Origin of the sequence: Buttiauxella selenatireducens (assembly GCF_031432975.1) — a bacterium.
GTDB classification, from domain to species: domain Bacteria; phylum Pseudomonadota; class Gammaproteobacteria; order Enterobacterales; family Enterobacteriaceae; genus Buttiauxella; species Buttiauxella selenatireducens.
This window is the reverse complement of sequence record NZ_CP133838.1, coordinates 2,466,603-2,485,004: the sequence shown is the minus strand read 5'-3', so window position 1 is coordinate 2,485,004 and position 18,402 is coordinate 2,466,603. Positions and strand designations below refer to the sequence as shown.

The following is an 18,402-nucleotide window of genomic DNA, read 5'->3' as shown; positions in this document are numbered from 1 at the left end:
CATCCAGGTAAAAAACGTAAAGAAAATTAAAACAGCGAGAACATTAAAGCGACCGGAAAACTCATCGGCCAGGTGGCTCCCACCAGCACAGAACTCAACAGTTTAATTCGTTTCGTATCTTTAGCCAAAAACCAGGTGATAAAACCAGTTATTAACGACATCACGGCATAAAAAACTAACATACTCTGATAAAGGGTCATTTTTATAAATTTGAAATCTGAAAAACCTGCCGCAAAATATGCTCTTATTTATGACGCAGATCAAGCTTTTGCCACCACTTTCTCCCACGTTCCGCCTCGCCTGGTGAATGCACTATATTTACCCTATTCCACAGACAAAGGGTCTGGGGTAAAGCGGAGATTTTTTATGGGACACTACGTGTTAAAGAAATCAACGAAAGCGACTGCTGAGCCATTTTATTTCGTGTTAAAGGCATCAAACGGGCAGATTATTGCCCAAAGCGAGATGTATTCGTCGAAAGCTGCCGCGCAAAAAGGAATTGAGTCGGTACAGAAGAATGGAGCCACTACCGATATTCGCGACGAAACGGAGTAAACAGCAAGAGAAAATCCTGGATGGCGCAGCGTATGTACACATAAATGATTATGTATAGAGATATACACCGGCGTCATCCACCTCATAAGATGTGGAATTACCTCATAACATGTGGAATTTAAAGCAAAAGAGTAAATTTACATAATTCATTACCCGTAGTATAGATAGCGACTATCTTTAGTAAAGAACTGTAGTTATTTGTATGAGGTCATTATGTTCCTTAATTACTTCGCGCTCGGCGTGCTTATTTTTGTCTTCCTCGTTATTTTTTATGGGATCATTATTCTTCACGACATTCCTTATCTTATTGCTAAAGCTCGTAATCACCCCCACGCCGATGCTATCCACGTCGCCGGTTGGGTGAGCTTGTTTACCTTGCATGTTATATGGCCATTCTTATGGATTTGGGCCACGCTCTATCGTCCTGAACGTGGCTGGGGAATGCAGCAAAACTCAGAGATTTCATTGGCTTCGTTACAGCAAAGGGTTTCTGAGCTGGAGCAAAAGTTAGGCGACAATAAAATAACTCCATCGGAGTAATATCATGGATTTACTCATTATCCTGACATATGTAGCTATTGCATGGTCAATATTCAAAATATTTAAAATACCTGTAAATAAATGGACAGTACCAACCGCTGCATTGGGAGGGGTATTTTTAATTGGCGCACTGATTTTATTAATGAACTACAACCACCCTTATACTTTTTTGGCGCAAAAAGCAGTTATTTCAATTCCAATCACACCGCAAGTGACAGGGATTGTGAGTGAAGTGACCGATAAACAAAATACGATGATTAAAAAAGGAGACGTGTTATTTAAATTAGAACCTAATCGATATCAGGCTCGTGTCGACCGACTTAAGGCAGATTTAACCACTGCCATTCATGGCACTGAGTCACTCAGATCGGAACTTGATGCTGCCATTGCCAATACAACCCGTGTTAGTGCAGAACGCGACAGATTGTTTAAAGATTACCAACGTTACCTTCAGGGCAGTAAAGCGCGGGTCAACCCTTTTTCTGAAAGCGATATTGATAACGCCCGGCAGAACTACCTTGCTCAGGATGCACTGGTAAAAGGTTCGGTTGCCGAGCAGTCGCAAATCAAAAGTCAGTTAGACAGCATGGTCAATGGTGAGCAATCGCAAATTGTCAGCTTACGCGCCCAACTGAATGAAGCTGAATACAATCTCAATCAGACCGTTGTTCGAGCGCCGAGTGATGGTTACGTGACACAAGTGCTGATCCGCCCAGGGACATACGCGGCAGCCCTGCCATTACGGCCGGTAATGGTGTTTATTCCGAAACAAAAACGCCAGATTATTGCACAATTCAGACAGAACTCGTTGTTACGTTTAGAAGCGGGTGATGAAGCCGAAGTGGTCTTTAATGCGTTGCCAGGGCAGGTTTTCCCAGGAAAACTCACGACTATTTTGCCTGTCGTCCCGGGTGGTTCTTATCAGGCCCAGGGTACGCTGCAATCACTGACGCTAACCCCTGGAAGTGACGGCGTGCTGGCAATCATTGAGCTTGCGCCAAATGCACAAGTCGATGAGTTACCGGATGGTATTTTTGCCCAGGTTGCGGTCTATTCCGACCACTTTACCCATGTTTCTGTGATGCGTAAGGTGCTACTGCGAATGACGAGCTGGATGCACTATCTGTATCTTGATCACTGAGTACGATAGCAAATGCGCTAAACACCGGTTGCTGCAATGTCACCTGTTACGTTGCAGCAACCGTACCTATAAACAGCACTGAACATTTGTGGCGACCGGCGATTAAGCTTTCGATTGACACACCTCCCCTGAAACCGATATATCCAGCAAATATTGTTTAACAAGACGGCTGATTTCTTTCGTATTATCACATAAAATATGCCGTACAATATTTGCTCATTTAAGGATATAAACAATGACAATTAAAAAGCGTGTTTCTATTTTTTGCACAGCTATCCTGGCCGCCGTGGTATTAACAGGCTGTGCCGGTTCAGCTAAAAAAGAGAGCACGGGTGGTTATATTGATGACACGGTTGTCACTACCAAAGTCAAATCTGCGTTACTGAGTGAAAAATCAATCAAATCTACAGATATTAGTGTTGAAACATTTAAAGGCCGCGTGCAACTGAGTGGTTTTGTCTCTTCATCTGCAGAGGCAAATAAAGCCGTTGCGGTAACAAAATCGGTTAAAGGTGTGCAGGTTGTTCAGAATGCTCTGATAGTGAAATAAATTCTACCGGGTGGGTTGACCTTTACTATCAACCCACTTCTTTGGTAATGACTCATGCCAACATCGCAGCAATCCTCTCTAATTCTGGCTTAGCAAAAGTTAGAAACGCCTTGATACCCGGGCACAAATAATTAAGCCCAAGTTCACCCTCGGGCGACCTGACTAAACGGTTTTTCGGGCATTCTCCCCAGCAGAGATTTAGCTTAGGACATTCCAGGCAGTATTTTGGCAGCGTATTTTTCTTCCCCATACCAAAGGCTTTCTGCCTTTCAGAAAAGACCAGATGATCCAGTTTATCTGTTGCAACATTGCCTAGCTGATATTCAGGATAAACATAGTGGTCGCAGGAAAATACATCGCCATTTTTTTCAATCGCGAGCGCTTTGCCACAAAACGGCGCGGTAACACAGAGTTGAGAAGGCATTCCCATCGTTTGCACGACTGCGGTTTCAAATAGATTTACCTGAACTCGCCCCAAATCTTTACTCACCCATTCTTTAAATGTCGCAATCAGGAATGTTCCCCAGTCGTTCGGGTCAACCGACCAGTCGGTCACAATTGAATCCAGATCGCCAGGTTTTGCCCGTCGACTGCCAGTTACCGGAATCATGTCGTCATGCCAGAATTGCGGTGCCGTCTGTTTGAAATCTACCGCTTCTACACAAGGTGTGAACTGAATATACGTCGCTCCTATTTCCTGAGTCAGGAAGCGATATACCTCAAGAGGGAAACGTGCGTTGGTTCTGTTGACAACAGCAAGCGCGTTGAAGGGCACACCATGTCTTTTCAGTGCATCAATACCCTTCATCACCAGATCAAATGTAGGTTTTCCGCTGCGGGTCAGCCGGTGGCGATCGTGTAATTCACGTGGCCCATCAATAGAGACGCCCACTAAAAAATTATGTTTTTTGAGAAATCTGGCCCATCTGTCATTAATCAGCACCGCATTGGTCTGGAGATCGTTTTCAATCTTCTGGTGCTTTGGTTGGTATTTGCGCTGCAAGGCAACGACTTTTTCAAAGAAATCAACACCCATCAATGTGGGTTCACCGCCTTGCCATGAGAATATAATTTGTTCACCGTCCTGGCTTTCGATGTACTGGCGGATGAAATCTTCCAGCGTTTTGTCATCCATACCCCGGTCATGTGGTTGATCCAGCAATTCTTCTTTATGTAAGTAAAAGCAGTAGCTGCAATCAAGATTACAGGTTGATCCCGTGGGCTTTGCCATCATGTGGTAGCGTCGTTTATATCCCACTTTAAAGTTCGCCGCTTTTGCCAGTGGCGTAATGGGGACGGTGGTACTGTGTTTCATTGCTTTTACTCTTACACTCTTATTCAAACCAGTAAGGGCCCCACCAGCTTAGCGAGGCCCTGCATCAAAGGAACTTAGTTACCAGCAGGCATCGTCATCTGGAATCCTTGCTTGCTCAGTGCGTCGCGCACATGCTGGAAACGCTCGTACTGGCTAAGGGTGATTGGGCCGTTGTAAGCCTCACTCTGAACTTTACGCGGCGGATACTTAACATAGGTTTTCATCAGTTCTTGCACAGCTTCGTTAATACTGACTAATGTCCAGGTATGCTCGCTAAAGTTATTCATGAAGATGTCATAACGTTCTTGAGAATCCTGCCAGAGGTCGAAAATCTGTGGTACAGCGGCAACATAAGACTCTGGCCCTTTCCAGCCGAGGTTAGTATCAACCGCAAGCCCGCCAGTTTTCGCGCCGTCATCACCACGCAGGTTGAATACCGCTTTGTAGTTTCCTACGCGTACAGCTCCTGGAGACAGTTCGTTTTCGGTGAAGTAAAACCAGTTAGTGCGCGGATCTTTACCAGTACCAAACAGTACAGGAGAGATGTCGAAGCTATCAAAGATGATTGGCTGCCCGGCACGGTCTTTCGTTGGCAGTGTAACACCACCTACTTTCGCAAAGGTTGCCATCAGATCCAGGCCACCGACGATGTCAAAGTTGCGCACGTCAGCTTTAATCTTACCCGGCATCCATGCGATGGCTGGCACACGATTCCCCCCTTCACGAACAGTCCCTTTCGTTCCACGGAATGGCGTGTAACCCGCATCAGGGTAAACATCCTGCCAGGCGCCATTGTCAGTGGTATAAACAACCAGTGTGTTTTTATCCAGCCCCAGCTCACGGACTTTGTCCATGATGTGCCCTACGCGAGCATCCATTTCGACAATGCCATCAGCGTATTTGCTCTTCGACATGGATTTACCCTTATAGTCAGGGTCAGGCATGCCAGGCTGGTGGTTCTTCATGAAGTTAATACTCATAAAGAACGGCTTATCCGATTTGGCATTCTCAGTCAGATAGTCAATTGAGGCTTTTTCAACGTAACGATCGTAGAAAGGAATCCCAACAACACCTTCTTTGCCATCTATGACAGGAGTGTTGACATACTGACCGTTAATTTTGAAATCTTCATGGGGTGTTTCACCTGCTTTGCCCGAAAGCGCACCGCGAGTGACTTTCTTGAACATTTCACGCAGCTTAGGGTCCATTTCCGGGAACCATTCTGGATCGGCATAAGTGTAAGCATTCAGATGGTACAGGCCGACGTATTTCATTTCGTCGTAGCGCCGAGTGATGGTTACGTGACACAAGTGCTGATCCGCCCAGGGACATACGCGGCAGCCCTGCCATTACGGCCGGTAATGGTGTTTATTCCGAAACAAAAACGCCAGATTATTGCACAATTCAGACAGAACTCGTTGTTACGTTTAGAAGCGGGTGATGAAGCCGAAGTGGTCTTTAATGCGTTGCCAGGGCAGGTTTTCCCAGGAAAACTCACGACTATTTTGCCTGTCGTCCCGGGTGGTTCTTATCAGGCTCAGGGTACGCTGCAATCACTGACGCTAACCCCTGGAAGTGACGGCGTGCTGGCAATCATTGAGCTTGCGCCAAATGCACAAGTCGATGAGTTACCGGATGGTATTTTTGCCCAGGTTGCGGTCTATTCCGACCACTTTACCCATGTTTCTGTGATGCGTAAGGTGCTACTGCGAATGACGAGCTGGATGCACTATCTGTATCTTGATCATTAAGATAGGCACATATGAAAAACCACCGGCTATACCAGTGGATATTTATTATGTGCCGATAATAACATCGGCTATTTTCCTAAGTCTAAAACATTGCCTTCACGATCAATGATGAATGTGTAGAAATAGTTTTTCCCGTTTAAGGCATAACTCACCCCATACGTCACACCCGCCTCAAGATGGGTTGTGAAGCAGGTATCGGGATAAGAGAGACGTACCGGATTCGCGCTCAATAGTACCTTGTAATCCTGTCCATTAGTGGCTAACTGGTAGCGCGATAATACATCTTGCTTGTCCACGGTAAAGCAGACGCGATCCCCGTCAACGGAAACTTGCCTGTGCTCGCTCATCTTCAGACCATCACGGCCGGGGCAACCGGTGAGAAACACGACAAGTGGGGCCAGGAGAATTAACTTTCTCATCTAGGGAAATTCCGAAGCACTTTTTCATACTTCTGGAGAAGATCAGAATATGGCTCATCAGGCTTATAGTCCCGGCTCTCGATCAGATGCGCGTAGTTGCTAAATCCGTATGTTTTTAGAAGCCAATAGTCACTAACGATGCTTGCTTGCTGCTCCATGCCATAATCGCTAAGGTTATCTTTATCAAGGCTATAAGAATAATCGACAAAGCGTGAAAATAGTCCGCGAGTTCTGACCCACATACCATGCTGATTCTGCCAGACATGCATCATTTCGTGCAGGAAAAGATGGCGCTGCTCTACACTGTCCCACCTCCTGGGCATTGAGAAATCGTCTTCATACTTACCCCTGAACCACATTTCACCATCCGGCGTCATGCCTATGTCATCCGGTTGAAGATTCATCGGAAGATAGCCTTCCCGATGTATCCACACTCGGTTGTAGTAGATGCTAAATCCATACAGGGAATTTGCCAGGGCAATTTCACCTGGAGTTAGCAGCCGTAGTCCTCCTGGTTGTATATTATTTAGCATCGAACACTCCTGAATCCCTCAAGACGTAAACATCAAATTATACCGCTAATAGGCGCGGGGAAAGTGTGGAATATCTCGAATTCAGAAGAGTTAAGCGTGGCTTAATATAAGATTACTAATAGGTTTATTTCATTGGAGGGGCCTTAATAGGCGATGGATTTATGGACATAATGGTCTGAGGATTCCCCCGTCAACTCCATTTGACGAGGTGAATTGCGATTAATGCTTAATCATCACATGCCGAATCACGGTGTAATCTTCCAGGCCGAACAGCGACATATCTTTGCCATAACCCGACAGTTTTTGCCCGCCGTGTGGCATTTCACTCACCAGCATGAAATGGGTATTCACCCACGTACAGCCATACTGTAAACGTGCGCTAAGGCGATGGGCGCGGCCAACATCTTTTGTCCAGACAGAAGACGCCAGGCCGTAGCTGGAATCGTTAGCCCAGCCCAGCACCTGTTCTTCGTCATCAAACACCGTGACGCTGACGACCGGGCCAAACACCTCTTTCTGCACGATGTCATCTTCCTGCTTCGCACCCGCAAGCAGCGTTGGCTGGAAGTAATATCCTGGCCCTTCTACTTTGGCGCCACCGGTCACCACTTTGACATGGGGCAGCGCTTTGGCGGCGTTCACCGCGTTGCTGACACGCTCAAGGTGTGCGGCAGAGCTCAACGGCCCGAGTTCGGTGGACTCCTCTTCAGGTGCACCGTATTTCAGGCTGCTGACCGCTTCCCCTAGTTTCTCAACCAGCTTGTCGTAAATTCCTTTTTGCGCGTATATCCGACATGCCGCAGTACAGTCCTGACCTGCGTTGTAATAACCAAAAGTACGCACACCTTCTACCACCGCATCAAGGTCTGCATCATCAAAGACAATGACCGGTGCTTTGCCGCCCAACTCCATATGGGTGCGTTTAATCGACGGTGCGGTATGGCTGATAATATGTTCGCCAGTCGCAATCGAGCCGGTTAACGACACCATGCGCACTTTTGTGTGACCGGTCAGCACATCGCCAACCGTCTGCCCGCGCCCAAACAGCACGTTCACCACACCCGCAGGGAAAATATCCTTCGCCAGTTCCGCGAGTTTAAAGGCCGTAAGAGGCGTGATTTCGGACGGTTTGATAACCACGCAGTTCCCGGCGGCAAGTGCCGGGCCGAGTTTCCAGGCCGCCATCATCAACGGGTAGTTCCACGGAGCGATAGACGCCACTACGCCTACGGGATCACGACGGATCATCGACGTATGGCCACTGAGATATTCACCCGCCGCCAGCCCATTCAGGCAACGGCTTGCACCCGCAAAAAAGCGGAACACATCCACTACCGCTGGAATTTCATCATTCAACACGCAATGGAAAGGCTTACCGCAGTTAAGGGATTCAAGACGAGCAAACACGTCACTATGTTGTTCGATAACGTCAGCCAGTTTTAGCAGATGTTCCGCACGCTCTTTCGGTGTGGTTTGTCCCCAAGTGGCGAATGCGTTATCCGCAGCCAGTACCGCGTCATTAACCTGGCCCGGCGTGGCTTCGGCAATCTCGAGCAGCACTTCTCCCGTTGCCGGATTGTAGACCGGCAATTTCTCGCCCTGGCCGTCCACTAATTGGCCGTTAATTAATAGTTTGTTTTGCATAGTGATACCTTCTCAACGTTATTTACCGCTGCCCGCAACTTCATCGCCGCCACGGCTCAGCCAGTACGCCCCTAGAATCGGAATGGTGGTCATCAGCATCACCATTAATGCCACCACATTGGTGACCGGAACTTCACGAGGCCGCCCAAGTTGATTGAGTAACCACAACGGCAGCGTGCGCTCATGCCCGGCCGTAAAGGTGGTGACAATAATTTCATCAAATGACAGCGCGAACGCCAGCATGCCCCCGGCTAATAACGCCGACCCCAGATTGGGTAAAATGACGTAGCGGAAGGTCTGCCAGCCGTCGGCCCCCAAATCCATCGACGCTTCAATCAAGCTGTATGAGGTTCGACGGAAACGGGCGATGACGTTGTTAAACACAATCACGACGCAAAATGTGGCATGGCCGACCACAATGGTCAGAAAACCTGGCTCAAAGTTCATCATCTTGAACGCCGTTAATAACGCGATACCCGTAATGATTCCCGGTAATGCGATGGGTAACAGCAGCAGCAATGAGATGGCATTTTTGCCAAAGAATTCGCGTCGCCATAATGCTGCGGCGGCAAGTGTGCCAAGTATCAACGCAAGTATAGTTGCCAGCGCGGCGATTTTAAGTGACAACGTCACAGCATCGAGAATATCCCCTCGCGACGCCGCCACGCTGAACCAGTGCAGCGTCAGCCCTTTGGGAGGAAAACTAAAAGCCGCTTCCTCGGTGTTAAACGCGTAAAGCGCAATAATCAGCAGCGGGAAATGCAGGAAGATGACCCCGCCCCAGGCCGCCACTTTGAGTAAAAACGGTGCGCGTTCAGAGTGCATCGAAAGCCCCCAGTCGTTTCACCAGAGAAAGATAAATGGCGATCAGAACAATCGGCACCAGCGTAAAGGCGGCAGCCATCGGCATATTGCCAATCGCGCCCTGTTGGGAATACACCATGTTGCCAATGAAGTATCCCGGCGGGCCCACCAGTTGCGGCACAATAAAATCACCGAGCGTCAGCGAAAACGTAAACACCGAACCGGCAGCCACACCCGGGATCGCCAGAGGCAAAATCACATGACGGAAGGTTTGAGCCGGACGCGCACCCAAATCCGCCGAGGCCTGTAACAATGACGGTGGCAAACGTTCAAGTGCAGCCTGAATCGGCAAAATCATGAAGGGAAGCCAGATGTAGAGAAACACCAGAAAGCGCCCAAAACCGGAAGTAGAAAGCGTATTGCCGCCGACGGCCGGAATGGTCAGCATCAGATTTAGCAGCGGCTCCAGCCCCATATTTTGCAGGAACCATTGCGCCACACCGTCGCGTGAGAGCAGCAATGTCCAGGCATAAGCCTTAACAATGTAGCTGGCCCACATCGGCAGCATCACGGCAATATAGAAAAACGCTTTCAGCTTGCCGGACGTGTAGCGCGCCATAAAATACGCCATCGGAAACGCCAACACCGCACTGGCGAGCGTTACCGCAATCGCCATTGTCAGGGTGCGCAGGATGATGTCGTAATTCGCCGGGTTAAACAGCGCTGCAATGTTTGCGAACGTCAGATCCGGCGTGACCGACATCGTGAAATCATCGAAGGTGTAAAACCCTTGCCACAGCAGCGTCAGTAATGAGCCAAGGTAAATGACGCCAAACCACAGCAGTGGCGGCAACAATAATAAGGCCAGCCAGAATCCCGGGCGTTGCCACAAGAACGTGGCAACGCGCCGCATCAGGCGGTTGTCAGTGTGGGAGGCAGGAAGACTCATATCCATTTCATCCTTCCCCCTGCAGTGCAACCATCGCCGCACGGGGCCAAACTGCGGTGACCTGCTGGCCGATTTGATAGCGTTCTTCGCTGATAACACGTTGCGGATTCGCCTCACTGACCAACAGCTTTTCACCACCGGCAAGGCGCAGTTCAAATCGCGTCGCCGCGCCTTGATAGTGGATTTCCTGGATCATGCCGTTAACACGGATTTCGTTACTGTGGCTCGGTTCATCACTCAGAACGATATGTTCAGGGCGCAGGGAAAATAACGTTTCCTCCCCGCATACTTTCCCGGAAAGCGCAGGTTGCAGCACGTTTGAGGTGCCAACGAAGCTCGCCACAAACGCGGTGCGCGGCTTCATATAAAGCTGGCGTGGTGTATCAACCTGCTCAATACGTCCGTTATTGAATACCGCCACACGATCGGACATCGACAACGCTTCACTTTGGTCATGCGTGACGAAAATAAAGGTGATGCCCAGCTCGCGCTGGAGGTTTTTCAGCTCGCCCTGCATCTGCTCGCGAAGTTTGAGATCCAACGCGCCAAGGGGTTCATCGAGCAACAACACGCGTGGGCGATTTACCAGTGCGCGGGCTAACGCCACACGCTGACGCTGCCCCCCTGAAAGCTGTGATGGTTTGCGGGCATGAACAAAACCCAGTGCCACGCGCTCAAGCGCTTCCTGCGCTTTGGCGAGCCGCGTTTTTTTATCCACACCTTTCACCATCAACCCGTATGCGACGTTTTCCAGCACCGTCATATGCGGGAACAGTGCGTAATCCTGGAAAACGGTGTTGACGTCGCGTTGATAAGGCGGCACGTCTTGTGCCGGCTTGCCAAAAATCGCGATTTCGCCGGAAGAGACCTGTTCGAAACCGGCGATCAAGCGTAAGCAGGTGGTTTTGCCCGAGCCAGATGGCCCGAGCATGGAGAAAAACTCACCGTCTTCAATATCAATCGAGACGTTATCGACGGCGCGTACTTCACCGTAAAGGCGCGAGACATTATGAAACTGCACAGCGTACGACATAACTCCTCCAGGCTTAACGGCCACCCATAATGGCGATGTAATCCTGGGTCCAGCGACTGTACGGCACAAATTTCCCGCCTTCTGCTACCGGAGTTTTCCAGAACACGATCTTATCGAAGTAATTAAAGCCGTTGGTTTCGCAGCCTTTGTCGCCCAGTAACGTACTGGCTTTACACCCTTCAACCACCGCTGGCAGAGAGCCAAACCACGCCGCCACATCACCCTGAACTTTCGGGGTCAGCGAGTGGTTCATCCACTTGTAGGCACAGTTCATGTGTTTGGCCTCAGCGTGGAGCATGGTGGTATCCGCCCAGCCTGTGACCCCCTCTTTTGGGAATACCGTACCAATCGGCTGGCCTTCACCTTTCAGGGCGTTGGCCTGATACGGCCAGGCGCTGGACGCCACCACACCTTCGTTTTTGAAGTCGCTCATTTGAACGGTGGTGTCATGCCAGTAGCGGTGAATCAGGCCGTGTTGATCGCGCAACACTTTCAGCACCGCCTGATACTGTTCTTCCGTCAATTGATAGGGGTCGTCAATGCCCAGTTGCGGCTGTGTGGCTTTCACAAACAACGCGGCATCGGCGATATAGATTGGCCCGTCATAGGCCTGTACGCGGCCCTGGTTGGTTTTACCGTCAGGTAAATTTTGTTTGACGAACACCACACTCCAGCTGTCTGGTGGAGTTGGGAAGGTTTTGGTGTTGTACATCAGCAGGTTTGGCCCCCACTGATACGGCGTGCCGTACACTTTGCCATCGACGTTAAACCACGAGCCTTTCACCAGACGAGGATCGACGTTTTTCCAGTTTGGGATCAATGCAGTGTTAATCGGCTGCACGCGTTTGCCCATAATCAGGCGTAACGAAGCATCACCCGATGCGGTAACCAGGTCATAACCGCCCTTCGCCATCAAGCTGACCATTTCGTCAGACGTGGCGGCAGTTTTAACGTTGACCTTACAGCCGGTTTCTTTTTCGAAATCCGTTACCCAGTTATACGCTTTGTCGGTATCGCCGCGCTCGATGTAACCCGGCCAGGCAATAATATCGAGTTGCCCTTCTCCGGCACCGAGTTTGTCCGGAAGCCCTGCCGCCTGTGCTGAAAGCACGGTCAAACAGAGTGTGGAAAGAGACCAAATAGCCTGTTTTGTACGCATTGCTGCTACTCCTGTCTGAGAGGTAAAGGCGGCACGCTATGAAGAATCAGTGCCGAAAGTGCAAAAAAATTCCCCGTAGAAAAACAATAGTCTGCGCAAATATGGCAAGCATGCTGGCAACAGGAAATTTCACCAGGTTGTGATATACAGCGCAGTAAAGCACGACTTCGAAGCACCAGAGAGCACGCACCTGCGATACCATAACCGGACATTTTTTTAGTGTAGACAGCGTGTAAATGCACTGGTGGTGTCACCAGACAGATTTACGCAATTATCGAAATTTCATATGGATGGAGGTAAGAAATGCAGGTTGCTCATATTGCCCTGTGGACCAATAACCTCGAGGATGCTTGCGCTTTTTGGCGCGAACATTTCAATGCGCATATTGGTGAGGCCTACCACTCAAAGCGTCGTGAAGGGTTTATCTCCCATTTTGTGACGCTCGCGAGTGGCCCGGCACTGGAATTAATGACCTTGCCAGGTCTTGTCGACAAACCTGCTCGTGAAGATAACCGCACCGGCTGGGCGCATATTGCGATTAGTCTCGGTTCTGTCGAAGCAGTAGATAAATTGGTAGCAAGCCTTAAGCCGCTGGGCGCGCTGGTCCACGAAGCACGTTGGACGGGGGATGGATTTTACGAGGCGGTGATTGCCGACCCAGACGGTAACCTGATTGAAATCACTTCGTGATGCTGGCAGTGAAAAGGGAGCCATGCCCTAAAAGGCATGGCGCAGGTTAGTTTTTATTATTTATCGTCATCGCGAATGGATGACGGATGACGACATAATGCGTCGACTTTAATATTCATATACGGATAAAGCGGTAAGGCCAAGAGTAAATTGTGTAACTCTTCGGCATCTTTAACATCAAAAATACTGACATTGGAATATAACCCAGCCACGCGCCAAATATGACGCCACTTGCCTTCATTTTGTAACTGTTGTGAATAAGCCTTTTCTTTTGCTTTAATTTCAGCGGCGGTTTCCACTGGCATATCAAGTGGAATATTTACCGTCATCTCAACTTTAAATAACATTCAATTCTCCTTAGAGCCTATCCCAATAGGCTATTTATTTGTGAGTTTCGACCTGGGCTGTGCTCTGTTTTTTGGAAAAGAATTGGCTCACGTACTACGTAGCATCACACCAAACCCTGGGTTTGTGGCAAGGTCACCCCACAATAGGAGTTACCTCACCGTAGCGTCAACGGCGTTAATCGAATTGTTGTGCGATTATCGACGCGTTTCAGTTATATGGCAGAGTTTTGTGATCGTGGTTGAATATCCCACACATTGATATTGGCCGAGGCAGCCGCCTGCCTGCATGGGCAGCGTTGACGCGCGGCGGCAGATTTGCCGATGTCACTTAACGCATCTGATTTTTTGTCACGCGATACAGCACGTGCCGGCACAACGGCTGGCCTTTCTTGATGGAGGGATGGTCGAATTCTTCGCAACGACACATGCCAATTTTTTCCATCACGCGTTGTGATTGCAGGTTTTCCAGCGCGGTAAAGGCGACAATTTCGTCCATTGCGTGTTGGTTGAAGCCGATTTCCAGCGCTTTTCGTGCTGCTTCAGGGGCGTAACCTTTGCCCCAAAACGGTTTATCCAGACGCCAGCCAATTTCAATCACCGGAGAAAACGGCAATTCATAACCCGGAATATTCAGGCCAACAAATCCCATAAACGCCCCGCTGCTTTTTTCTTCGACTGCCCATAAGCCCCAGCCTTTCTGGGCGAGGATGTGGTCAGCCGCCGTCACCATATTGTCGCTTTCCTCGCGTGTGCGCGTCGATGGGAAGTAACGCATGACGTCGGGATCGGCGTTCATTGCGGCAAACGGCTCGCGGTCACTGTGTTTCCATGGGCGTAAAATCAGGCGTTCGGTCTGGTATTCCATATTCACTCCTTTATTTGTTGTCGAATTAACCCGGCCAGCGTAATAACCGCATGTTGTTCCCGTTCATCTAAAGCCCAGGAAGCATTGAGACGAAAATAGTTATGCCATGCGCCGCCAGTGGTAAACATTTTGCCTGGTGCAATGCTGATTTTGTGGGCAATAGCTTGCTCACTCAGCATGCTGGCATCCATATATTCCGGTAATTCGACCCAGAGAAAATAGCCGCTTTCACTGTGATGAATCTTTACCTCGCTGGGGAAATGCTGATGCAACGCCTGCCAGGTTTGCTGTTTGCGTTCAGCCAGAACACGCCGAAGTTTGCGTAAATGGGTGTCGTAACGCTTGGTCGCCAGATAATCAACCAGAGCCAGTTGCATGGGTGAACTGGTGGAAAGTGTGCTCATTAATTGTAACTGCTGAATGCGTCGCGCATGTTTACCGGCTGCCACCCAACCGATGCGAAACCCCGCCACCAGGCATTTTGAAAAGGATGAACAATGCAATGTCATGCCTTGCTCGTCATACGCGCGAGCCGGTAATGGGCGTTCGCGCCCGAAGTACAATTCACTGTAAACATCATCTTCAATCAGCGTGACATTGTGCTGCTGTAATAGTGCAACCAGTTGCTGCTTCTTTTCAGGTGACAGTGTCACGCCTAAAGGGTTTTGGCTGTTGGTCATTAACCAGCACGCTTTCACCGGATTGTCGTTGAGCGCCTGCTCCAGAGCGACCAGGTCAATACCATTTTCCGGATCGGTTGCCACCGACAGCGCCTTTAAGCGTAAGCGTTCCAGTGCCTGTAATGCGCCGTAGAAACAGGGGTTTTCAACAATAACCCAATCCCCTGGTTCGGTGACCGCTTGCAGGCTGAGATTAAGCGCCTCCAGTGCACCCGCAGTGATCACTATCTCCTCTGGTGACACCTGCATTCCCTGCTGCGCATAACGCCTGGAAATAGCATGTCGCAAGGCTTCGTTACCCGGCGGTAAGTTTTCAATCACGCTCATGGCGGTCGCAGTTTTGCTGACCGTCGCCAGCGAGCGGTTCAGTTGCGAAAGCGGAAACAAACGGGGGTCAGGAAATGCCGAGCCGAATGGGACGACCGTTGCGTCGCAACTGGCCTGCAATACATCAAAAATGTAGGTATTGATATCGACGGATTCGTCACGCGTCACTTTGGCAGGGACTGGCGCGCTACGCACGGCGGGCCGGGGAGCGACGTAATAGCCAGATTGTGGCCTCGCAACAATTACGCCCTGACTTTCTAGCGTTTGATAAGCATGGCTGACGGTCATAAAACTCATGCCGCTCATGGTTACCTGCTCGCGCAATGAGGGCAATTTATCCCCCGGCAGCCACGCGCCAAGAGCAATTTGGTCAATAATTTGCTGCGCAAGTTGTTGGTATTTTTTCATGGTTAACCGATGTTCACCGTCTATATCAGTCATCTAAAAATACGCGATATTCATCAACTGTTATAGTTAAAAAACGCCTTTCTGTTTCTGCTTAATCCCCATGCAACCCTCTAACATAGCTTCGAAGTTTTTGTGCTATGAGGTTGCGCATGTTCGATTTAGACGCTTTTCATCTGGCAAGGATCCAATTCGCTTTTACGGTCTCCTTCCATATTATTTTCCCGGCCATCACCATTGGGCTTGCCAGTTATCTGGCGGTGCTTGAAGGGTTGTGGCTGAAATCTAAAAACCCCGTTTATCGCTCGCTTTACGATTTTTGGTCGAAGATATTCGCCGTTAACTTTGGCATGGGCGTGGTGTCCGGCCTGGTGATGGCCTATCAGTTTGGCACCAACTGGAGCAGTTTTTCACAGTTCGCCGGTATCATTACCGGGCCGCTACTGACTTATGAAGTCCTGACGGCCTTTTTCCTGGAAGCTGGGTTCCTTGGCGTCATGCTATTTGGCTGGAAGCGCGTGGGGCCTGGGCTGCATTTCTTTGCTACTTGTATGGTCGCGCTGGGCACGTTGATGTCCACCTTCTGGATCCTGGCGTCCAATAGCTGGATGCAGACACCGCAAGGGTTTGAAATCCACAACGGCCAGGTAGTGCCGGTGGACTGGTTCGCCGTGGTGTTTAACCCGTCATTCCCTTACCGTTTGCTGCATATGTCGGTGGCGGCGTTCCTGAGTAGCGCATTTTTTGTTGGGGCCTCTGCCGCCTGGCATTTGCTGCGCGGCAACAAAACCCCAGCGGTCAAAACGATGTTTTCGATGGCGCTATGGATGGCGTTAATCGTCGCCCCGTTACAGGCGATGATTGGTGACATGCATGGCCTGAATACCCTGAAGCATCAACCCGCGAAAATTGCCGCTATTGAAGGGCACTGGGAAAATATACCAGGCGAACCCACGCCACTGTTGCTGTTTGGCTGGCCAGATATGGAGCAAGAACGCACGCGTTACGGGCTGGAAATCCCGGCGCTCGGCAGTCTGATCCTCACCCATAGTCTGGATAAACAAGTCCCGGCGCTTAAAGAGTTCCCGAAAGAAGACCGACCAAATTCCACCATGGTGTTCTGGTCATTCCGCATTATGGCGGGGCTTGGCATGCTGATGATTCTGGCTGGCGTGTTCAGCCTGTGGTTGCGTTATCGCGACCGTTTGTATGACAGCCGCCCGTTTCTGAAATTTATGTTGTGGATGGGTCCGTCCGGACTAATCGCCATTCTTGCCGGTTGGGTGACCACGGAAGTCGGCCGTCAACCGTGGGTGGTGTATGGCTTGCTGCGTACCAAAGATGCGGTTTCAGCGCATGGAAATTTGCAGATGAGCATCAGTCTGTTGACCTTCTTTGTGGTGTACATGTCGGTGTTTGGCGTGGGCTACAGCTATATGATTCGCCAAATCAAAAAAGGCCCGCAGCCGTTTAATGACGACACGCCGCCAGCACACGGTACCCCTTCTCGCCCGCTTTCAGCGGTATCAGAAACCACCGAGGAGTTACGCTAATGGGCGTTGATCTGTCAGTCATTTGGTTTGTGATTATTGTATTTTCCACCCTGATGTACATCGTGATGGACGGTTTTGATCTCGGTATCGGCATCCTGTTCCCGTTTGTCCGTGATGCAGAAGATCGCGATGTCATGGTCAACAGTGTCGCGCCTGTGTGGGACGGCAATGAAACCTGGTTGGTGTTAGGCGGAGCGGCCTTGTTCGGCGCCTTCCCGCTGGCTTACGCGGTGATTGTCGATGCGTTAACGATTCCACTGACGCTAATGCTGCTTGGGCTGATCTTCCGTGGTGTGGCTTTTGAGTTCCGCTTTAAAGCCACGCCTGGGCATCGCCCCTTCTGGGATAAGGCGTTTATCGGCGGCTCAATCGTCGCGACATTTTGCCAGGGCATTGTGGTTGGCGCGGTTATCTCAGGTTTTCCGGTGACCGGGCGCACTTTTAGCGGCTCGCAGCTCGACTGGATAACACCGTTTAATCTGTTCTGCGGCATCGGCCTGGTGGTGGCCTATGCGCTGCTGGGTGCCAGTTGGCTGGTGATGAAAAGCGAAGATCCTCTGCTCAAAACCATGCGTAAACTGATGAAGCCACTGCTGATTGTGATGCTTGTGATCATCGCGGTTATCAGCATCTGGACGCCACTTGCACATCCGCAAATGGCTACACGCTGGTTTAGCCTGCCAAATCTTTACTTCCTGTTGCCGGTGCCGTTACTGGTGCTGGTGTGCAGCGCCTTGATATGGTCGTCAGTGGGTCGCGAAAACAGCTGGCACAGCACACCTTTTTTGCTGACATTGGGGTTGATTTTCCTCGGTTTTAGCGGGTTGGGTATCAGCATTTGGCCGTATTTGATCCCGCCGTCAATTACCCTTTGGCAGGCTGCCGCACCGCCGCAAAGCCAGGGCTTTATGCTGGTGGGTGCGCTATTTATCATCCCGATTATTTTGGTTTACACCTTCTGGAGTTATTACGTTTTCCGCGGAAAAGTACAGCATGGTGAGGGGTATCACTGATGAAACAGACGGGTATGCGTTTGATGTGGATGGTGGTGTTATGGGGCGGCAGTGTTTTAGCACTGACCACCGTTGGGATGGGTTTCCGGCTGCTGATGAGCGCGGCCGGATTTAAATCCTGATTATCTG

At 50.0% G+C, this 18,402-nt stretch carries 21 protein-coding genes and 1 pseudogene; 9 read left to right on the top strand and 13 right to left on the bottom strand.

What is annotated here, in order from left to right; all coding sequences use genetic code 11:
• Window positions 1-26: 26 nt before the first annotated feature.
• Complete coding sequence (locus tag RHD99_RS11535; protein WP_183269291.1) at window positions 27-200, bottom strand: GhoT/OrtT family toxin; 174 nt, start codon at window positions 198-200, stop codon at window positions 27-29.
• Between the two features lie 166 nt (window positions 201-366).
• On the opposite strand from RHD99_RS11535, the gene RHD99_RS11530 reads away from it, so the two are divergent.
• The 4 genes from RHD99_RS11530 to RHD99_RS11515 all read left to right on the top strand — a co-directional run bounded on the left by RHD99_RS11530 (window position 367) and on the right by RHD99_RS11515 (window position 2,786).
• The gene (locus RHD99_RS11530) at window positions 367-555 is read left to right on the top strand and encodes a YegP family protein (protein WP_183270253.1); all 189 of its coding nucleotides are present in this window, start codon (window positions 367-369) and stop codon (window positions 553-555) included.
• A gap of 213 nt (window positions 556-768) precedes the next feature.
• Complete coding sequence (locus RHD99_RS11525; RefSeq protein WP_183269292.1) at window positions 769-1,095, top strand: DUF3302 domain-containing protein; 327 nt, start codon at window positions 769-771, stop codon at window positions 1,093-1,095.
• Between the two features lie 4 nt (window positions 1,096-1,099).
• Window positions 1,100-2,236: an HlyD family secretion protein gene (locus RHD99_RS11520; protein ID WP_309878917.1), complete on the top strand. Its 1,137-nt coding sequence runs from the start codon at window positions 1,100-1,102 to the stop codon at window positions 2,234-2,236.
• A 235-nt stretch (window positions 2,237-2,471) separates the two neighbouring features.
• A complete protein-coding gene (locus RHD99_RS11515; RefSeq protein WP_309878915.1) occupies window positions 2,472-2,786 on the top strand; it encodes a BON domain-containing protein in 315 nt (104 codons plus the stop codon).
• A 52-nt stretch (window positions 2,787-2,838) separates the two neighbouring features.
• On the opposite strand, the gene RHD99_RS11510 is transcribed toward RHD99_RS11515, so the two are convergent.
• Both RHD99_RS11510 and RHD99_RS11505 read right to left on the bottom strand, forming a co-directional pair.
• The gene (locus RHD99_RS11510; RefSeq protein WP_309878914.1) at window positions 2,839-4,101 is read right to left on the bottom strand and encodes an anaerobic sulfatase maturase; all 1,263 of its coding nucleotides are present in this window, start codon (window positions 4,099-4,101) and stop codon (window positions 2,839-2,841) included.
• A 74-nt stretch (window positions 4,102-4,175) separates the two neighbouring features.
• A complete protein-coding gene (locus RHD99_RS11505; protein ID WP_374708486.1) occupies window positions 4,176-5,081 on the bottom strand; it encodes a sulfatase-like hydrolase/transferase in 906 nt (301 codons plus the stop codon).
• Window positions 5,082-5,384: 303 nt separating this feature from the next.
• Between RHD99_RS11505 and RHD99_RS11500 the strand changes: the two are divergent.
• Window positions 5,385-5,852: pseudogene (locus RHD99_RS11500) on the top strand (HlyD family secretion protein); the annotation flags it as partial.
• A gap of 68 nt (window positions 5,853-5,920) precedes the next feature.
• Here the strand turns inward: RHD99_RS11500 and RHD99_RS11495 are convergent.
• The 7 genes from RHD99_RS11495 to ydcS form a co-directional block, all read right to left on the bottom strand.
• On the bottom strand, window positions 5,921-6,271 hold the full coding sequence (locus RHD99_RS11495) for a putative T6SS immunity periplasmic lipoprotein (RefSeq protein ID WP_309878913.1): 351 nt from the start codon (window positions 6,269-6,271) through the stop codon (window positions 5,921-5,923).
• Window positions 6,268-6,804: a type IV secretion protein Rhs gene (locus RHD99_RS11490; protein ID WP_309878912.1), complete on the bottom strand. Its 537-nt coding sequence runs from the start codon at window positions 6,802-6,804 to the stop codon at window positions 6,268-6,270. The genes RHD99_RS11495 and RHD99_RS11490 overlap by 4 nt, the downstream gene beginning before the upstream one ends.
• Window positions 6,805-7,023: 219 nt before the next feature.
• Complete coding sequence (patD, locus tag RHD99_RS11485; protein ID WP_309878911.1) at window positions 7,024-8,448, bottom strand: aminobutyraldehyde dehydrogenase; 1,425 nt, start codon at window positions 8,446-8,448, stop codon at window positions 7,024-7,026.
• 18 nt (window positions 8,449-8,466) lie between these two features.
• A complete protein-coding gene (locus RHD99_RS11480; RefSeq protein ID WP_309878909.1) occupies window positions 8,467-9,273 on the bottom strand; it encodes an ABC transporter permease in 807 nt (268 codons plus the stop codon).
• A complete protein-coding gene (locus tag RHD99_RS11475; RefSeq protein WP_183269297.1) occupies window positions 9,263-10,201 on the bottom strand; it encodes an ABC transporter permease in 939 nt (312 codons plus the stop codon). The genes RHD99_RS11480 and RHD99_RS11475 overlap by 11 nt, the downstream gene beginning before the upstream one ends.
• Before the next feature lie 7 nt (window positions 10,202-10,208).
• On the bottom strand, window positions 10,209-11,234 hold the full coding sequence (locus RHD99_RS11470; RefSeq protein ID WP_183269298.1) for an ABC transporter ATP-binding protein: 1,026 nt from the start codon (window positions 11,232-11,234) through the stop codon (window positions 10,209-10,211).
• Between the two features lie 13 nt (window positions 11,235-11,247).
• Window positions 11,248-12,393 (bottom strand): putative ABC transporter substrate-binding protein YdcS, encoded by a 1,146-nt coding sequence (ydcS, locus tag RHD99_RS11465; RefSeq protein WP_183269299.1) that lies wholly within the window; start codon window positions 12,391-12,393, stop codon window positions 11,248-11,250.
• Between the two features lie 303 nt (window positions 12,394-12,696).
• Here ydcS and RHD99_RS11460 point away from each other — a divergent pair, with 303 nt between their 5' ends.
• A complete protein-coding gene (locus RHD99_RS11460) occupies window positions 12,697-13,083 on the top strand; it encodes a VOC family protein (protein ID WP_183269300.1) in 387 nt (128 codons plus the stop codon).
• Between the two features lie 56 nt (window positions 13,084-13,139).
• Here the strand turns inward: RHD99_RS11460 and catC are convergent, their stop codons facing one another.
• The 3 genes from catC to RHD99_RS11445 form a co-directional block, all read right to left on the bottom strand.
• Window positions 13,140-13,430, bottom strand: a complete 291-nt coding sequence (catC, locus tag RHD99_RS11455; protein WP_309878905.1) for a muconolactone Delta-isomerase — start codon at window positions 13,428-13,430, stop codon at window positions 13,140-13,142.
• 328 nt (window positions 13,431-13,758) lie between these two features.
• A complete protein-coding gene (locus tag RHD99_RS11450) occupies window positions 13,759-14,295 on the bottom strand; it encodes a GNAT family N-acetyltransferase (protein WP_309878904.1) in 537 nt (178 codons plus the stop codon).
• A 2-nt stretch (window positions 14,296-14,297) separates the two neighbouring features.
• Window positions 14,298-15,710 (bottom strand): aminotransferase-like domain-containing protein, encoded by a 1,413-nt coding sequence (locus RHD99_RS11445; RefSeq protein ID WP_309879144.1) that lies wholly within the window; start codon window positions 15,708-15,710, stop codon window positions 14,298-14,300.
• A gap of 149 nt (window positions 15,711-15,859) precedes the next feature.
• Between RHD99_RS11445 and RHD99_RS11440 the strand changes: the two genes are divergently transcribed.
• The 3 genes from RHD99_RS11440 to RHD99_RS11430 are packed head-to-tail and all read left to right on the top strand — an operon-like array spanning window position 15,860 to window position 18,395.
• Complete coding sequence (locus RHD99_RS11440) at window positions 15,860-17,260, top strand: cytochrome ubiquinol oxidase subunit I (protein ID WP_309878902.1); 1,401 nt, start codon at window positions 15,860-15,862, stop codon at window positions 17,258-17,260.
• The gene (gene cydB / locus RHD99_RS11435) at window positions 17,260-18,273 is read left to right on the top strand and encodes a cytochrome d ubiquinol oxidase subunit II (RefSeq protein ID WP_309878901.1); all 1,014 of its coding nucleotides are present in this window, start codon (window positions 17,260-17,262) and stop codon (window positions 18,271-18,273) included. The genes RHD99_RS11440 and cydB overlap by 1 nt, the downstream gene beginning before the upstream one ends.
• On the top strand, window positions 18,273-18,395 hold the full coding sequence (locus RHD99_RS11430) for a DUF2474 domain-containing protein (protein WP_309878900.1): 123 nt from the start codon (window positions 18,273-18,275) through the stop codon (window positions 18,393-18,395). Before cydB ends, RHD99_RS11430 begins: the two co-directional genes overlap by 1 nt.
• Window positions 18,396-18,402: the final 7 nt, after the last annotated feature.

Excerpts from the sequence above, each read along its gene's own strand:
- RHD99_RS11460 (WP_183269300.1), top strand. The coding sequence starts at position 12,697 with ATGCAGGTTGCTCATATTGCCCTGTGGACCAATAACCTCGAGGATGCT.
- RHD99_RS11495 (WP_309878913.1), bottom strand. The coding sequence starts at position 6,271 with ATGAGAAAGTTAATTCTCCTGGCCCCACTTGTCGTGTTTCTCACCGGT.
- RHD99_RS11440 (WP_309878902.1), top strand. The coding sequence starts at position 15,860 with ATGTTCGATTTAGACGCTTTTCATCTGGCAAGGATCCAATTCGCTTTT.
- RHD99_RS11445 (WP_309879144.1), bottom strand. The coding sequence starts at position 15,710 with ATGAAAAAATACCAACAACTTGCGCAGCAAATTATTGACCAAATTGCT.
- RHD99_RS11470 (WP_183269298.1), bottom strand. The coding sequence starts at position 11,234 with ATGTCGTACGCTGTGCAGTTTCATAATGTCTCGCGCCTTTACGGTGAA.
- RHD99_RS11430 (WP_309878900.1), top strand. The coding sequence starts at position 18,273 with ATGAAACAGACGGGTATGCGTTTGATGTGGATGGTGGTGTTATGGGGC.
- catC (WP_309878905.1), bottom strand. The coding sequence starts at position 13,430 with ATGTTATTTAAAGTTGAGATGACGGTAAATATTCCACTTGATATGCCA.
- patD (WP_309878911.1), bottom strand. The coding sequence starts at position 8,448 with ATGCAAAACAAACTATTAATTAACGGCCAATTAGTGGACGGCCAGGGC.
- RHD99_RS11505 (WP_374708486.1), bottom strand. The coding sequence starts at position 5,081 with ATGAGTATTAACTTCATGAAGAACCACCAGCCTGGCATGCCTGACCCT.
- cydB (WP_309878901.1), top strand. The coding sequence starts at position 17,260 with ATGGGCGTTGATCTGTCAGTCATTTGGTTTGTGATTATTGTATTTTCC.
- RHD99_RS11450 (WP_309878904.1), bottom strand. The coding sequence starts at position 14,295 with ATGGAATACCAGACCGAACGCCTGATTTTACGCCCATGGAAACACAGT.
- RHD99_RS11535 (WP_183269291.1), bottom strand. The coding sequence starts at position 200 with ATGACCCTTTATCAGAGTATGTTAGTTTTTTATGCCGTGATGTCGTTA.
- RHD99_RS11475 (WP_183269297.1), bottom strand. The coding sequence starts at position 10,201 with ATGAGTCTTCCTGCCTCCCACACTGACAACCGCCTGATGCGGCGCGTT.
- RHD99_RS11515 (WP_309878915.1), top strand. The coding sequence starts at position 2,472 with ATGACAATTAAAAAGCGTGTTTCTATTTTTTGCACAGCTATCCTGGCC.
- RHD99_RS11510 (WP_309878914.1), bottom strand. The coding sequence starts at position 4,101 with ATGAAACACAGTACCACCGTCCCCATTACGCCACTGGCAAAAGCGGCG.
- RHD99_RS11525 (WP_183269292.1), top strand. The coding sequence starts at position 769 with ATGTTCCTTAATTACTTCGCGCTCGGCGTGCTTATTTTTGTCTTCCTC.
- ydcS (WP_183269299.1), bottom strand. The coding sequence starts at position 12,393 with ATGCGTACAAAACAGGCTATTTGGTCTCTTTCCACACTCTGTTTGACC.
- RHD99_RS11490 (WP_309878912.1), bottom strand. The coding sequence starts at position 6,804 with ATGCTAAATAATATACAACCAGGAGGACTACGGCTGCTAACTCCAGGT.
- RHD99_RS11520 (WP_309878917.1), top strand. The coding sequence starts at position 1,100 with ATGGATTTACTCATTATCCTGACATATGTAGCTATTGCATGGTCAATA.
- RHD99_RS11530 (WP_183270253.1), top strand. The coding sequence starts at position 367 with ATGGGACACTACGTGTTAAAGAAATCAACGAAAGCGACTGCTGAGCCA.
- RHD99_RS11480 (WP_309878909.1), bottom strand. The coding sequence starts at position 9,273 with ATGCACTCTGAACGCGCACCGTTTTTACTCAAAGTGGCGGCCTGGGGC.